Annotated in this window: 17 protein-coding genes; 10 read left to right on the top strand and 7 right to left on the bottom strand. The window is 75.1% G+C overall.

Annotated features, from left to right (window positions below; translation table 11 throughout):
• Nucleotides 1-97: 97 nt before the first annotated feature.
• From IE329_RS19980 to IE329_RS41550, 3 genes are all read left to right on the top strand, one after another.
• Complete coding sequence (locus IE329_RS19980; RefSeq protein ID WP_190212301.1) at nt 98-667, top strand: dihydrofolate reductase family protein; 570 nt, start codon at nt 98-100, stop codon at nt 665-667.
• A gap of 94 nt (nt 668-761) precedes the next feature.
• On the top strand, nt 762-974 hold the full coding sequence (locus tag IE329_RS19975; protein WP_190212300.1) for a DUF4287 domain-containing protein: 213 nt from the start codon (nt 762-764) through the stop codon (nt 972-974).
• Nucleotides 975-1,150: 176 nt separating this feature from the next.
• Complete coding sequence (locus tag IE329_RS41550) at nt 1,151-1,273, top strand: hypothetical protein (protein ID WP_268257302.1); 123 nt, start codon at nt 1,151-1,153, stop codon at nt 1,271-1,273.
• A 103-nt stretch (nt 1,274-1,376) separates the two neighbouring features.
• Here the strand turns inward: IE329_RS41550 and IE329_RS19970 are convergent, their stop codons facing one another.
• The gene (locus tag IE329_RS19970) at nt 1,377-1,766 is read right to left on the bottom strand and encodes a lipase family protein (RefSeq protein WP_190212299.1); all 390 of its coding nucleotides are present in this window, start codon (nt 1,764-1,766) and stop codon (nt 1,377-1,379) included.
• Between the two features lie 173 nt (nt 1,767-1,939).
• On the opposite strand from IE329_RS19970, the gene IE329_RS40760 reads away from it, so the two are divergent.
• The 3 genes from IE329_RS40760 (at nt 1,940) to IE329_RS19955 (ending at nt 6,690) form a co-directional block, all read left to right on the top strand.
• On the top strand, nt 1,940-2,317 hold the full coding sequence (locus IE329_RS40760; RefSeq protein WP_229927605.1) for a peptidoglycan-binding domain-containing protein: 378 nt from the start codon (nt 1,940-1,942) through the stop codon (nt 2,315-2,317).
• A gap of 243 nt (nt 2,318-2,560) precedes the next feature.
• A complete protein-coding gene (locus IE329_RS19960; protein ID WP_190212298.1) occupies nt 2,561-5,914 on the top strand; it encodes a CHAT domain-containing protein in 3,354 nt (1,117 codons plus the stop codon).
• Between the two features lie 83 nt (nt 5,915-5,997).
• Complete coding sequence (locus IE329_RS19955) at nt 5,998-6,690, top strand: hypothetical protein (RefSeq protein ID WP_190212297.1); 693 nt, start codon at nt 5,998-6,000, stop codon at nt 6,688-6,690.
• Between the two features lie 55 nt (nt 6,691-6,745).
• On the opposite strand, the gene IE329_RS19950 is transcribed toward IE329_RS19955, so the two are convergent.
• Nucleotides 6,746-6,892, bottom strand: a complete 147-nt coding sequence (locus IE329_RS19950) for a DUF397 domain-containing protein (protein WP_190212296.1) — start codon at nt 6,890-6,892, stop codon at nt 6,746-6,748.
• On the bottom strand, nt 6,855-7,763 hold the full coding sequence (locus tag IE329_RS19945) for a helix-turn-helix domain-containing protein (RefSeq protein WP_308438388.1): 909 nt from the start codon (nt 7,761-7,763) through the stop codon (nt 6,855-6,857). The genes IE329_RS19950 and IE329_RS19945 overlap by 38 nt, the downstream gene beginning before the upstream one ends.
• A gap of 229 nt (nt 7,764-7,992) precedes the next feature.
• Here IE329_RS19945 and IE329_RS19940 point away from each other — a divergent pair, with 229 nt between their 5' ends.
• Both IE329_RS19940 and IE329_RS19935 read left to right on the top strand, forming a co-directional pair.
• Nucleotides 7,993-8,496 (top strand): ATP-binding protein, encoded by a 504-nt coding sequence (locus IE329_RS19940; protein WP_190212295.1) that lies wholly within the window; start codon nt 7,993-7,995, stop codon nt 8,494-8,496.
• Nucleotides 8,493-8,867 carry a hypothetical protein gene (locus IE329_RS19935; protein WP_190212294.1) on the top strand — a complete coding sequence of 125 codons (375 nt, stop codon included), beginning with the start codon at nt 8,493-8,495 and terminating at the stop codon, nt 8,865-8,867. Before IE329_RS19940 ends, IE329_RS19935 begins: the two co-directional genes overlap by 4 nt.
• Here the strand turns inward: IE329_RS19935 and IE329_RS19930 are convergent.
• From IE329_RS19930 to IE329_RS19920, 3 genes are all read right to left on the bottom strand, one after another.
• Nucleotides 8,833-9,519 (bottom strand): histidine phosphatase family protein, encoded by a 687-nt coding sequence (locus IE329_RS19930; protein WP_190212293.1) that lies wholly within the window; start codon nt 9,517-9,519, stop codon nt 8,833-8,835. The genes IE329_RS19935 and IE329_RS19930 overlap by 35 nt on opposite strands.
• A gap of 135 nt (nt 9,520-9,654) precedes the next feature.
• Nucleotides 9,655-10,317, bottom strand: a complete 663-nt coding sequence (locus IE329_RS19925) for a response regulator (protein WP_190212292.1) — start codon at nt 10,315-10,317, stop codon at nt 9,655-9,657.
• A complete protein-coding gene (locus IE329_RS19920; protein ID WP_190212291.1) occupies nt 10,314-11,552 on the bottom strand; it encodes a sensor histidine kinase in 1,239 nt (412 codons plus the stop codon). Before IE329_RS19920 ends, IE329_RS19925 begins: the two co-directional genes overlap by 4 nt.
• Before the next feature lie 131 nt (nt 11,553-11,683).
• On the opposite strand from IE329_RS19920, the gene IE329_RS19915 reads away from it, so the two are divergent.
• Together IE329_RS19915 and IE329_RS19910 are read left to right on the top strand one after the other, a co-directional pair.
• Complete coding sequence (locus tag IE329_RS19915) at nt 11,684-12,604, top strand: ATP-binding cassette domain-containing protein (RefSeq protein ID WP_190212290.1); 921 nt, start codon at nt 11,684-11,686, stop codon at nt 12,602-12,604.
• The gene (locus tag IE329_RS19910; protein ID WP_190212289.1) at nt 12,601-13,464 is read left to right on the top strand and encodes an ABC transporter permease; all 864 of its coding nucleotides are present in this window, start codon (nt 12,601-12,603) and stop codon (nt 13,462-13,464) included. The genes IE329_RS19915 and IE329_RS19910 overlap by 4 nt, the downstream gene beginning before the upstream one ends.
• Before the next feature lie 31 nt (nt 13,465-13,495).
• Here IE329_RS19910 and IE329_RS19905 read toward each other — a convergent pair whose 3' ends face one another.
• The gene (locus IE329_RS19905) at nt 13,496-14,455 is read right to left on the bottom strand and encodes a GlxA family transcriptional regulator (RefSeq protein ID WP_190212288.1); all 960 of its coding nucleotides are present in this window, start codon (nt 14,453-14,455) and stop codon (nt 13,496-13,498) included.
• Nucleotides 14,456-14,512: the final 57 nt, after the last annotated feature.

Raw genomic sequence — 14,512 nt, 5'->3', positions numbered from 1 at the left:
CTTCCCGGCGGAGTCGGGCCGGGGTGTCCGCCGGCCGTTGTCGGTGCCGGCCCGTAGGTTGTCGGACGGATCGGAACACCGCACCTCGGAGGCAGCCATGGGCCGGATCACCCACTTCGTCCACCAGTCGCTGGACGGATTCGTCGAGGGCCCGGCCGGCGAGTTCGACTGGCCGGTGATGGGCCCCGAGCTCTCGGCGTACTCGCACACGCTGACCGACAGCGCCGACTACTTCCTGTACGGCCGCGTGGTGTGGGAGATGATGTCCGGCTACTGGCCGCGTGCCGAGGAGATCTCGACCCACCCGCACGACCTGGCCTTCGCGCCGGTCTGGCGCGCGACCCCGAAGATCGTGGTCTCGTCGACGCTGGAGCAGGCCGACTGGAACACCCGCGTGATCGGCTCGGACGTCGTCGAGGAGCTCACCGCGCTGAAGGAGGGCGGCGCCCGGCTGGTGCTGTTCGGCGGCTCTTCGCTCGCCGGGTTCCTCACCGGGCAGGGGCTGATCGACGAGTACCGGGTCTTCGTCCACCCGGTGGTGCTCGGCGGCGGGAAGCCCGTCTTCCGCAGCCCGCAGCAGCGGTTCGGCCTGACCCTCACGGAGACCCGGACCTTCGACTCCCAGGTCGTCCTGATGCGCCACGAGCGCGCCGCGCAGTCCGGCTGACGCCGCCTCCGCCGGGCGGGCACGCCTCGCCGCCCGCCCGCCGCAGGTCCACCACGCAAGCAACCACCCGCACCGACCCCAGGGACGTACCGACATGACCGAACCGGTCAAGGGCCCCGCCAGCTACTTCCCCTCGATCGAGAAGAAGTACGGCCGGCCGATCAGCGAGTGGCAGGACCTGATCCGCGCCTCGCCGCTCACGAAGCACATGGAGCTGGTCTCCTGGCTCAAGACCGAGCACGGGTTGGGGCACGGCCACGCCAACGCCCTGGTCGCGCACACCCTGGCGGAGGACGCCGGCAAGTAGGGCGTGTCCGGCGGCGGAACGCCCGGGGCCGGGCGGGCCCGTGGGCCCGCCCGGCCGTCGCGCCGTCAGCAGTTCGACGGGGCCCAGCTCCCGGCGAACCGGTCGGCGATCCAGGACAGGTACTCCTGCTGCGCGCCTCGAACGGGATCGTGTTGTGGGTCGCGCCCTCGTAGGTCGTGTACTCCACCGGCTGGCTGAACCCGCAGGCCCGCCTGATGTACTGCTCGGTGGAGTGGGGGTTGATCACGGTGTCGGCCGTCCCCTGCATGACCAGCACCGGCGCGACGGTGCTGACGTAGCCCGGCGTGTTCTCGTGGAAGCGCTGGTGCCAGCTGTCCGGCACCTCGCGCAGCGGCTTGAACAGGGTGTCCAGCTGGTGCGCGTCGCCGACGTTGTTCTGGATCACGTCGGCGAAGTGCTCGATGCAGGCGACCCCGTCGCCCTCCAGTGCCTGGATGCCGGGAGGCTGGAGCACGCGTCGGTGGCGCGCAGCTCCGGATAGGCCGCCAGGAACCCCCGGTAGACGTTGATCCGCAGCGCCGCGTTGTGCGACTCGGAGGAGTCGTTGCGCGGACCGGGCGGGGCGCGGCCGGCGAACTGCGGGCCGAGGTCGGCCGCCGGCGCCAGCGCGGCCACCCCCACCAGGTCCAGGCCCGGGCTGTAGGCCGGGGAGTCCTGGCCGACGAACAGCCCCGCGCCGCCGCCCTGCGACCAGCCCAGCACCGCCACCTTCTTGCCCGCGCTCGAAGCCGCCGTCCGGCCCCCGGCCGGGGGCGCCGACCTGCTTGTCATGGTCGAGCCGAGAGTACTGTCCGCCGACCGTAGCGGCACTTATCGTGACAATACGGGCGTGTTGCCGTACCCGGTGCCCTCCGGCGATCCCTGTTGGGGCGGCGTTGGTGGGCCGTTGGTGGGGCGCGGAAGAGTGCTGCTCGTCGGTCGATCCCGAGCAAGGAGAGCTCCTCGTGGCCCGCAAGACCCTCAAGCGACGCAGTGTGTTCCTGGTGGCGGCGGTCGCGCTCGCCAGTGTCGGCGCGCTGGGCGGGAGCGCCCAGGCCGAGCCCGGGCAGGCGTACATCGGACCGGGCAAGCCCAACGAGTACGAGGGCGTCATGTGCACCCAGATCCTCGCCAACCTGCTGCACTGGCAGACCGGTTACCACGTCGTCGCCGAGGACGGGCACTTCGGCCAGGACACCTACGGGGCGATCAAGGCCGTCCAGCGGTGGGCGAGCCTGCCGCAGGACGGCATCGTCGGCCCGCAGACCGGGACGGTGCTGCTGGAGGCCACCAAGGACGGCGACGGCATCGGCTGCTACTGGCACCTGCCCTCGTACAAGTGACCTCCGGACCGGCGGGAAGGCTGCTCTCCCGCCGGTCCGGTTCCCCGGGGGGCGGGGCTTCGCCGAGCCGCTCCGGCGGACGCCCCCGCTCACCCCTGAGGCCGCCGTTCCCCTCCGTAGCGGGGAACGGCGGCCTCAGACCGTCGGGGCGGGCGTGGTCCGGCCGGCGCACGGTCCGGGAGGATTCCCGGCGGCTGTCGGCGGCCGCCGGTAGAGTCTCCGCCCACGGGGAAGGAGGGGACCGTGCCGAAGATTTCCGGGGTGGGCGGAGACGGGCAGGGCCTGCTCGACACCAAGCGCTACCAGGACCTGGAGGCGTGGGCGGCGCTCCGCTGTCCACCCGGCGTCGCGGCGGCCGGGGAGCCGGCCGAGGGACCGGCGGACGAACCGGCCGACGGACCGGCCCCGGACGCGAGCCGGGCGGGCCCGGAGGCCCCGGCCGACGAGGCGGCCTTCGTGCTGCTGCTCCGGGGGCGGATCGAACGCGGCGCGTTCCGCACGGCCGCGAAGGCGGCCCGCTCCGGCCGGGCGTACTTCCCCGAGGACGGTCCGGCCGGTCTCTGGGGACGGCTGGCGGTCGTGCTCGACACACCGGACGACGAGCGTCCCCGGATGCTCGCCGAACTGCACGCGCACGCAAGCGCGGTGGCAGCCTCGACGCCCCGGCCGGGCACGGCCGCGCTCGCCCTGGAGCTGCAGGCGCAGGCGATGGCCCTGGAGTTCCTCCTCCAGGGCGGACCGCTCGACGCGGCGGCGCCGATCGTGGCGCAGTGGGAGCGGGCCTCGGCCGCGTACCGCGAGGCCGGCCTGGGCCGGGAGGCCGGCCGGACCACGCGCCGGGCGGCGCGATTCGTCTCCGCCGGGTACCTGCGCGACCACGCCGGAGCCCGCGCACTGCTGCGGGCCGAGCACGCGGCGGCCGTCGCCCAGGGGGACGACCTGCGTATCGCCGAGGCCCGCTTCGCGCTCGCCGAGGGCGCGCTCCGGGAGTGGTTCGCCGCCCTCGGGAGCGGCGGAACGCCGCCGGCGGACGACCGGGTGGGCCCGGAGCCGGAGAGCAACGGGCCCGCGGGGAACGAGCTGGAGGCGCTGACCCGGGAGTGCGACCTCGCCACCGAGGCCCTGACCGCCGCCGGTGTGGTGACCGCCACGGCGCAGGCGACCGCGACGGGCGCGCGGCTGCTGCTCGCGCACGGGGCGCCGGAGGGCGTGGCGCAGGCCGAGCAGGCGGCCGTGCTGCTCCGGGAGCACGGGGTCGACAGTGACGAACTCGCCCTGTGGCAGGACCTGGTGATGTTCCACACCCGCACGGGCGACGGGCCCGGCCGGGCCCGGGCGCACGAGGAGGCGGCGGCGGTCTCGGCCCGGCTGGGCAACGGCTTCGCCGCCGACGGGCTGGCGATGGACGTGGCCGACACCGCCCTGCGTGACGGCCGCCTCGGGGAGGCGCAGGAGTTGACGTCCGCCCGGTCCGCGGGCGCCCTCGGCGACCCGGTGGGCCTGCGCGTGGTCCGTAGCTCCGCGCTGGCCGTGATGGGACTGACGGGCGAGGCGACCGCGCTGTTGCGTTCCTGCGCCGAGGAGTTGGAGGCCCGGCCCGGGGTGTCCGGGCTGCTGCCGCAGGTCTACCTCTCGCTGAGCGGCCTGCTGGCCGGCGACGACCCGGACGCGGCCGAGGAGTGCCTGCGCCGGGGCGCGGAGGTGGCCGGCACCATCGGCGACCCGATGGACCGGGCCCGTTGCCTGGGCCTGCTCGCCTGGACGATCGCCCGCCGGTCGGTGGATGCGGCCGGCCCGGGCGGCGTCGACCGGACGGCCGAGTACGAGGCGCTGTTCGGCGAGGCGGTCGACCTGCTGCTGCCGCTGCGGACCCTGGAGGCCCTCGACCACCTCGCCACCGCGCTCCAGCAGCGCGGACAGGCGGCCTTCTTCCGGCTGGACGCCCCGGCCGCGGAGTACTGGCTGGCCTGCTCGGAGGAGGTCGGCCGGGCGGCGGGGCTCGGGCCGACGCTCGCCTTCACCCTCGGCTACCAGGGCATCCTGCTGCTCTCGGAGGCCCGGACGGACCCGGCCCGCTACGACCGGGCGGACGCCCGCTTCGCCGAGGCCCAGCGGTTGTTCACGACCGCGGGGATGACCGGCGACGGGTGGCGCCTGCTCTTCCACCGGGCCGTCTGCGCCCTGGAGTCGGGCGACCGGATCCCGGCGGAGCAGCGGAAGCGCTGGGCCGAGGCCGGGCGGCTGCTCACCGAGGCGGCGGCCGAGGCCGACACCCTCCGGATCGCCACCTCGACCCCCGGCACGGCTCCCGTCCGGGCCCAGGAGGCCGGGATCGCCTCGGCCCACGACAAGGGCGAGTTGTACCGCTCGGCCTTCGAACTGCACTGGCACCGGCTCGGCGACTCCGCCACGGCCCTGTACTGGCTGGAGCGGGCCAAGAGCCGCGCCCTGCTGGACGGGCTGGCCGCCCTCGGCCGGGACGGCGCCACGGACGGCGGCGTGACCGAAGGCGGCGCGACCGGCGGCAGCCCTGCCGTCGAGACCCCGGCGGCCGCCGAGGCGGTGACCTGGCCGGCTCTGCGGGCCGCGCTGGCCGCCGAGTTCGAGCGCAGCGGGCAGCGACTGGTGGTCGCCCAGTACCGCAGCTCGCCGACCGGGCTCCTGCTGCTCGGGCTGCGGCACGACTGGGAGCAGCCCCGGGTGGAGGTGATCGACATCGACCTGGCCAGGCTGCGCCGGTTCACCGCGAGCACCTTCCACCGTTCCGGCGAAGTGCGGACGATGGGCGACGGGGCGCTGCGCACCTGGGTACGGTTCGCCGGCCTGGTCGGGCCGCTGGCCTCCTGGACGCAGCCCGGGGACGTGGTGGTGCTGGTCCCGCACGGACCGCTGCACGACCTGCCCCTGCACACCCTGCCCGTGGACGGCGTCCCGCTGCTGCTGCGCAACCCCGTCGTCCAGGTGCCCAGCAGCTCCGTGCTCGCCGACCTGCTGCGGCGGGACGCCCGTGGTCCGGCCTCGCGGGCCGGTGGCGCGAGCGTGCTCGCCGATCCGCAGCGGAACCTGCCGCACGCCGTGGCGGAGGGCGCGGCCGTGGCCGGACTGCTCGGCGTACCGGCCGTCACCGGCGAGCCGGCCACCCGGGCCGCCCTGCTCGGAGCCCTGGAGACCGCCGGGCTGGTGCATCTGGCCGGCCACGGCCTGATCACCACCGGCAGCGGCTTCGAGCGCGGGGTGCACCTGTCCGACGGTCCGGTGCGGGCCGCCGACCTGGTCGGCCGCCGGATCAGGGCGGGAACGGTGGTGCTCAGCGGCTGCGAGACCGGCGTCAACGAGCAGCGGGCCGGGGACGAGCCGGTCGGGCTGCCGAGGGCGCTGCTGCTCGGCGGCGCCCGGTCCGTCCTGGTCAGCCAGTGGCGGGTGGCCGACTCCTCCTCCCGCGATCTGCTCACCGCCTTCCACCGGAAGCTGGCCACCGGTGACGCCCCCGCCCTGGCCCTGCACCACGCGGCGGCGGAGACGTTCCGGACACCCGGCGGGAAGCTGGAACACCTCTACCACTGGGGCGCGTTCGTCCTGGTGGGCGACTGGGCCTGACCACCGGCCCGCCGGACCGCGTCCGGTGCACGCGCCAGATCCACCCCACCGGGAACAGCCGATCCGTCGAACGAGGAGAGAGCGTGCTCGAAGAACCCCTGGAGCAGTGGGACGAGGACATCCCGCTGGAGCTCGACACCGGCGCCCTGGAGGAGCGGGCCGGGGACTCGGAGGCCGAGGACATCGACCTGGACGACGAGGCGGTGCTGCTCGCCCGTCGCAGCCGGCTCGCCCTGCGGGCCCTGCCCAGCGTCTGGGTGGAGCACACGCCCCCGCCGCAGACCCTCGTCGACCTGTCGTTGCGCTGCGCGTTCCACCGGCACCCCGACGTGAAGCTCGCCTGGGTCAGGCTCACCGTCGACCTGCCCGAGGACGGGACGGTGCTGGACCTCAGCCCCGACGGTGAGATCGCCGACCGGCCGGTGCACATCGTCACCCGGTACGGCGGCGGGCTCTCCCTCCAGACCGAACTCATCCCGCTGGCTCCCGAGGTGGCCGCCGAACGGGTGCGCGAACAGGACGTCTTCCTGCCCGGGCTGACCGTCTCCGGACGGGAATTCTCCTACGCCCAGTGGGACTTCCTGCAGCAGGGCGAGACCCCGCTGCACGTGGACCGCAACCTGCGCGCACTGGTCGCGCTCCCGGCCGGGACGGCCGAACTGCCGCTGACGGTCACCCTCCGGGCCAAGGTCACGGTCGGCGGCCTGCTGGGGACCGTCCCCCTGCTCGGGAAGCGCCGGATCGTCCGCAAGGCCTCGGGGATCGTGAAGCCCTGAGACGCAGGTGCCCGGCCCGGCATCGCCGGGCCGGGCCGTCGCTCTGCGGTCGTGCTCAGCAGCCGGCGGGGAAGTCCGGGAAGTCCCCGGCCCGGACGCCCGCGACGAAGGACTGCCAGGCGGCGGCCGGGAAGACCAGCGCCGGACCGGACGGGTCCTTGGAGTCACGTACGGGGACGAGGCCCGGGAATCCGGGGGCCACCTCGATGCACTCGCCGCCGTCGTCCCCGCTGTAGCTGCTCTTGCGCCAGGTCACCGTGTTGAGATCGAGATTCGTCATGGGCGCTGTACCCCTCCATCGCACTGGTGATCAAGGCAGTCGACTCTCGGCCCGAGAGTACGTCAGTCCGCAGCACATCATAGATCTGCGCGTGACGGACCAGCACTGACGGATCGTCGCTGAAGTGCCCTCGCCCCAGACTCTCGGAATAGACCCACTCATGTCCGTCAGGAAGCTTGATGAAGGTCATCGAGGTCTTGGGCGGGGCCAGGTCGGCCGACTCGAACGGCGCCACCTGAATGGCGATGTTCGGACGCCGGGACACCTCCAACAGATGCTCCAGCTGGCCACGCATCACGGCCGGCCCACCGACGTTCCGCCGGATCGCGCTCTCGTCCAGCACGACCACCAGCAGCGGGCCGTCGTCGGCGAGGAAGCGGTGCTGCCGACTCATTCGGGCCGCCACCCGCTCCTCGATCAGGTCGGGGTTCCCGGCGGCCGCGCCGCGCGTGAAGAGCGCACGGGCGTACTCCTCGGTCTGCAGCAGGCCGTAGATGCGGGACACCTGGTAGGCGCGGATCGCGACCGCCTCCGCCTCCATCTGTGCGAAGCGCTGGAACCAGTCGGGGTGTTCGACCTCGGCGTACCAGTCGACCCGCTTCCAGATCCGGATCAGGACGCCGCCCATCAGCAGCACCTCGTCGCACTGCTTGATGAACTTCTCCTGCGGGATCCGGCCGCCGTTCTCGATCCGGGTGATGAGCGTCCGGTCGCAGTGCAGGAGTTTGGCCAGTCCGGCCTGGGAGTAGCCGGCCGCCTCACGGGCGTGGCGGAACTCGCCGCCGAACAGCACGGCCGAACTGATGGTCGAACCCGTGTCGGGCCTGGGACGCGGCACAGCCAACCCCCGTAGTGACATTGGACCTTGGCACCCTTGATCGCTCGTCACGCTACCTCCGGGCACCGATGCTTGTGAGCGGAACGCGATTGTTCCCTCGCTCTGCGTGAGCGTGCGCGCCCGTCCACGGTCGCGCACGCCCTGTGGGGCGCATGTCGGCAGCTCGTACACCGGAGGTGGGCCCATGGCCGAGACACTCGACCGACCGACGACCGTGGAGGGGGAGTACTCCTGCTGGCTGCCGCGCCACCGGCGGTCACCGGGGGTGGCGCGGCTGCTGCTGCGGACCTACCTGGGCGGCTTCGCGGGCGGGGAGCGGTTCGCCGAGGTGGGCGAGCTGCTGCTCAGCGAGCTGGTGACCAACGCGGTGGAGCACGCCAGGGTGCCGGCCGGGCGGCTGGTGAAGGTGCGGTTCGCGCTGGAGGCGGACCGGCTGCGGGTGGAGGTGCACGACGCGAGCCCGCAGCGGCCCGTCCCGGAGCCCGCGCCTGCCCGGCCGGACGCGGAGGCGGGCCGGGGGCTGCTGCTGGTCCGGGAGCTGTCGGACGGCTGGGGCAGCTGCCCGAGAGCGGGCGGGATCGGGAAGTTCGTCTGGTTCGAGTGCACCCCGGCCGGGCCGGCCGGGGCCGTGACCGGAACGTCGGACACCGTCGCGGCGCTGACGCCGGCAGGGCCGGGTACGGCATGAGGGGGCGGGCCGGGCGGTGGCCACGGATCGCGCAGGAGCTGGCCCGGGCGGACGCGGGGACGGCGGGGCTCCTGGACACCGTCGAGCAGATGCTGCCCGCCGGCGGGCCGCAGACCCTCCCCCAGGTGCTGGCACCCGTCCGTGCCTACCTGCTCCGGGCGCTCGGCGCGGACCGGCCCTTCGAGGGGGCGTGCGTGTTCGCCGGGGAGATCGCGGCGGCCGGGCGGCCGCCCGTCCAGGTGCGGGTGGAGCTGCTGGCGCCGGCCCCGGAGGACGGGCGCCGGGTGCTCGGGCCCTCCCGCCGGCCGGCGCCGCCGGACGCCGGGGAGGCGCGGATCAGCCCTGCGGGGGCGGGGCCGGCGCCGGGGTGACCGGCCGGCCGGCCGGGCTGTCCGCCACCTGGTCCGGACGGGTGGGGCCGCCCAGCGGGGAGCCCATCCAGGACAGCGCCTTCCAGCCGTCCTCGGGGCTGCCGTCCAGCACCACCACGCCGGTGTTGTCGAGCGGGTGCCGGGCCGCGAAGGGCACGTCCACGTTCTCGGCCCGGGCGGCCGCCCACATCCGGATGGCGGCGCCGTGGCTGACCATGGCGACCGTGCCGGCGCCCGACGCGGCGGCCTCGGCCACCACCTCGTCCAGCCGGGCGAGGGCCTCCGCGCCGCTCTCGCCACCGGGCATCCGCAGCTCCAGGTCACCGGCCGACCAGGCGAAGGCCGTCCGCATGTAGAGCACGCCCGCCGCCTCGTCCCCGCGCAGCTCCAGGTCCCCGGCCGAGAGCTCCCGCAGGCCGTCCCGGACCAGCGGCTCCAGCCCGCGCGCGGCGGCCAGCGGCGCCGCGGTCTGCTGGGTGCGGACCAGGGTGGATACGTACAGCAGGCCGAGGTCCTCCTCGGCCAGGGCGGCGGGCAGCGCGGCGGCCTGCCGCTGTCCGAGCGGGGTCAGCTCGGCGCCGGGCCGGGCGGTGTCCAGCAGGCGGCCGAGGTTGGAGAAGGTCTCGCCGTGGCGGATGAGCAGCAGACGCATGGTGCGGATCGGGCTCCGATCTCGGTCTCGTGCGGACGGGCGGGCCGGGCGGCGCGGCGGCCGCCCGGAGCTTCCATCCTGCCAGGAAGCCCCGGGCGGAGCCGGGGGAAGGCCGCCGCCGGGGTGCCGGCCGGCTCAGCCCGGCGGGGCGACCAGGCCCGCCTCGTACGCGATGATCACCAGCTGGACGCGGTCCCGGGCGCCGAGCTTGGACAGCAGCCGGGCCACGTGCGACTTGGCGGTGGCCACCGAGATGAAGAGGTCGTCCGCGATCTCGCCGTTGGACCGGCCGCGCCCGACCAGGGTCAGCACCTCGCGCTCCCGGTCGGTGACGCCCTCCAGCGGGCGCGGGGCGCGGCCGGACCCCGCCCGGGCCCCGGCCAGGAAGTCCGCGATCAGGCGGCGGGTGACGCCCGGCGCGATCAGCGCGTCCCCGGCGGCGACCACCCGGACCGCCGCCAGGATGTCGTCCAGCGCCATGTCCTTCACCGCGAAGCCGCTCGCACCGGCCCGCAGCGCGCCGTGCACGTGCTCGTCCTCGTCGAAGGTGGTCAGCACCAGCACCCGGGTCGGGCCCTGGCCCGCCATGATCCGGCGGGTCGCCTCGATCCCGTCCATGCCGGGCATCCGGATGTCCATCACCACCACGTCCGGCGCCAGCTCGGCCGTCAGCCGGACGGCCTCCTCGCCGTCCGCCGCCTCGCCGACCACTTCCAGGTCGGGGGTGTCGGTGATCAGCACCCGCAGGCCCGAGCGGACCAACGGCTGGTCGTCGGCCAGCACCACCCGGACGGTCACCGGACCTCCGCCGCGTCCGGGAGCGGCCGCGCGGTGACGACGGTGGACGCCGGAGCGGGCAGCGGCAGCACGGCCGCCACCCGGAACCCGCCCCCGGGGCGCGGCCCGGCCTCGAACCGGCCGTGCAGCAGAGCCACCCGCTCCCGCATCCCCACCAGGCCGAAACCGCGCCCCGGCGCCGGGCCGGTCACCCCGCGCCCCTCGTCCACGACCTCCACCGACAGCTCCTCGTCCCCGTGGCCGACGCTCACCCGGCAGTGACCGGTGCCCGCGTGCCGGACGACGTTCGTCACGGCCTCCTGCACGATCCGGAAAGCCGACAGCTCGATGTCCGGCGGCAGCGGCCGCCGCTCCCCGCTCCGGCACACCTCCACCCGCACCCCGGCCGTCGCGGTCGCCTCCGCCAGCCGCTCCACGTCCGCCAGACCCGCCATCGGCTCGGACAGCACCGGGCCCGCGCCCTGCGGATCGGCCTGACGCAACGCCACCAGCGTTCGGCGCAGCCCCGCCAGGGTCTCCCGGCTGGTCTCCTCGATCGCCTGCAGCGCCTTCCTGGCCTCGTCCGGCTGCGTCCCGATCACCCGGCTGCCGACCCCTGCCTGGATCGCGATGATGCCGATGCTGTGGGCGACCATGTCGTGCAGTTCCCGGGCGATCCGCAGTCGTTCGGCGGTGATCGCCTGTTCGGTCGCCTGCGTGCGGGCCGCCGATGCGGCCTCCCGTGCCTGCCGCACCGAAAGGCCGATCGACCAGGCGAACAGCATCATCAAGGCGGCCGGGTACTGGACCTGACCCAGCTGCACGTCAACGCCCCGCTCCGCCTGGACCACCTGGTACCCGGCCATCACCGCGACGGACACGCCCAGCGCCCGCAGCGCGATCTTGCCCGAGCGGACCGTCACCAGGTAGCAGAGGGCTGCCGCGGCGGGCAGCAGATGACCGATCCGCAGGTTCAACGGCAGCAGTTCCTCGGTCAGCGCCATACCGAGGCCGGCCGACAGCAGCATCCCGAAGACCGCCACGGGGAACCGCCGCAGCAGGACGGCGGCCAGCAGGTCCACGCCCACCGCGGCCAGCGGGCCCGGCCGTTGGACCCCTTCGCCGACCCCGTACGGCTCCCCGAGCAGGCTCTCCGCCACGGTGACGATCAGGATGGTGGCGCCCGCCCACAGCAGCGCCGGCCGCAACCGGTGCGCGGCGGCGGGCGGGGGCGGGGCAGCTGCTGTGGCGTCCATCCGGCGAGACTAACCGGCCCGCGAGCTGCGGACATCAGCCCCCGGGCGTACGCCCGGGGGCCAGTGCCGGCCGGGCAGGTGCCGCCCGTGGCCCGATGTCAGGCGGGCGCCGCACCGGCAGGGTTGGCAGCGTGATCGAAGTCAACGAACTCACCAAGCGCTACGGCCGCCGGACGGCGGTGGACCGTCTCTCCTTCACCGTGCGCCCCGGGCAGGTCACCGGGTTCCTGGGCCCCAACGGCGCCGGCAAGACCACCACCCTGCGGATGATCCTCGGCCTGGACGCGCCCGACGGCGGCACCGCCACCGTCAGCGGCGTCCCGTTCCGCGACCACCCGCGTGGACTGCACCACGCCGGCGCCCTGCTGGACGCGCAGCAGGTGCACGGCGGGCGCACCGCCGCCGCCCACCTCGCGGCGCTCGCCCGCAGCAACGGCATCGCCGCGCGCCGGGTCGAGGAGGTGCTGGAGGAGGTCGGCCTGGCCGGGGCGGCCCGGCGCCGGATCGGCGGGTTCTCGCTCGGCATGAAGCAGCGCCTCGGCGTCGCCGTCGCCCTGCTCGGCGACCCGCCGGTGCTGATGTTCGACGAACCCGTCAACGGCATGGACCCGGAGGGCGTGCTCTGGGTGCGCGGGCTCTTCCGCCGGCTCGCCGCCGAGGGCCGCACGGTGTTCCTCTCCAGCCACCTGATGACGGAGATGGAGCAGACCGCCGACCAGCTGGTGGTGATCGGGCAGGGCCGGCTGATCGCCGCCGAGCCGGTCGCCGTGTTCGCCGCCCGGGCCGGCCGGCCGGGCGTCCTGGTCGGGACGCCACGGGCCGCCGAACTGACCGCACTGCTGACGGCCGCCGGGGCAGCGGTGACGCCCGAGGGCTCGGCCGGCTCCGAACGGCTCGTCGTGACCGGCCTGCCGGCCGGGCGGATCGGCGCACTGGCCGCCGAACACCGGATCACCCTGCACGAACTGACCGTCCGTACCGCCTCGTTGGAGGAAGCCTTCATGGAACTGACCGCCGGGAGCATCGAGTACCGGGCGGGGGAAGCCCGATGAGCGCCCCCGTCACCGGCCGGGCCACCGCACCCCGTGCCACCGTCGGCGCCGGCGCCCCGCCGCCCGTCCGCTTCGGCGACCTGGTCGCGGCCGAGTGGATCAAGATCCGCTCGCTGCGTTCCACCCCCTGGCTGCTCGGACTGGTCGTCCTGGTCGCCGTCGGCGCCGCCGGGCTGGTGTCGCTCGCGGACTACGACGCCATCCCCCGCCGCGGCCCCGAGTCGCCGTGGGAGCCCACCTTCGCCCTGCACGACGCCTTCCCGCCCGAGGGCTACCTGATGCTGATGCTCGCCGCCGCCAGCCTCGGGGCGATCGCCGTGGTCAGCGAGTACGGCAGCGGGCTGATCCGCACCACCACGGTGGCCGTGCCCGCCCGCGGCTCGGTGCTGCTGGCGAAGGCCGCCGTCCAGTTCCTGCTGTGGACGGCGGTCGGCGCCGTCACCGTCACCGGCTCGTACCTGCTCTCCTGGAGCATCCTGGACGGCCGGGACGCCGGCATCGCCGTCACCGCCCCCGGCGCGCCGACCGCCCTGGCGGCGTCCGTGCTGCTCGGCCCGGTCTGCGCCCTGGTCGGCCTCGGCCTCGGCGCCCTGATCCGGCACGCCGCGACCACCGTGCTGACCGGCGTCCTCGTCCTGCTGATCCTGCCCACGGTGATCCTGCCGGCCAACAACCGCTCGACCGTCGGCCTCAACCACACCCTGGTGCTCAGCGCCTGGCAGCGCCTCACCCGCACCTGGGGGGCGCCGTCCGCCGTCGACCACTACGCCTCGTACGCCGGGTCCTGGGCCGTGTACGCGCTCTGGCCGCTGGTGGCGGTCGCCCTCGCGCTGGTGGTGGTGCGCCGCCGGGACGTCTGACGGGCGCCCGGCGTCCCGTGGCGCGCCGGGCTCAGCCCGCCTCGCGGCCCCGGAAGGACCGCCGGTACTCGCGCGGCGCGAGCCCCACCCGGCGGACGAAGGCCGGGCGCAGCGAGACGGCGGAGGCGAAACCGCAGCGGGCGGCCACCTCGTCCACCGGCAGGTCCGTCTCCTCCAGCAGGCGCTGGGCGGCCAGCACCCGCTGGTCCAGCAGCCAGCGCAGCGGGGAGGTGCCGGCGGCCTCGACGAAGCGGCGGGCGAAGGAGCGCTCGGACATCAGCGCCAGGCCCGCCATCCGGCGGACCGTCCACGGGGTGTCGAGGCCGGCCAGCACCTCCGTCCGGACCCGGGCCAGCGGGTCGTCGCCGGCCTCCTCCGGCACCGGGGACGGGATGAACTGGGCCTGGCCGCCAGCCCGGAACGGCGCGGTGACCATCGCCCGGGCGATCGTGGCGGCGGCCTGCTGGCCGTGCGCGGAGCGGACCAGGTGCAGGCAGAGATCGATGCCGGCGGCGACCCCGGCCGAGGTCCAGATCTCGCCGTCGCCGGTGAACAGCACCTCCGGCTGGACGTCCACGGCCGGGTGGCGGGCGGCCAGGTCCTGGGCGACGCACCAGTGGGTGGTGGCGGCCCGGCCGTCCAGCAGGCCGGCGTCCGCGAGGACGAACGCGCCGGCGCAGAGCGAGGCGATCGGGATGCCGCGCGCATGCACCGCGCGCAGCGCCGCCAGCACCTCCGGGGCGGTCGGCGCCAGCGGCCGCTCCACCCCGGGGACGACCACCAGGTCGCAGTCGAGCAGGCCCTCCAGGCCGTGGTCCGGCGTCCGCTCCAGCCCGCCGCCGAGCCGGACCCTCACCCCGTCCGGCCCGCAGACCCGCAGGTCGAAGGCGGGCACGCCGGGCCGGCTGACCCGGTTCGCCCAGACCTCGCCGATCACCGCGTAGTCGAAGGCCCGTACGCCGTCGAAGATCAGGCAGCCCACTGTGCGCATGGCAGGAATCTATCGACCGACGCCCTCCCGCGTCACCGGCACGGGCGTTCCGGGGCG

The sequence above is a fragment of the Kitasatospora indigofera genome, assembly GCF_014655955.1.
Taxonomy (GTDB): domain Bacteria; phylum Actinomycetota; class Actinomycetes; order Streptomycetales; family Streptomycetaceae; genus Kitasatospora; species Kitasatospora indigofera.
The sequence above is the reverse complement of the archived record's forward strand: the minus strand, read 5'-3'. Positions and strand labels throughout refer to the sequence as shown.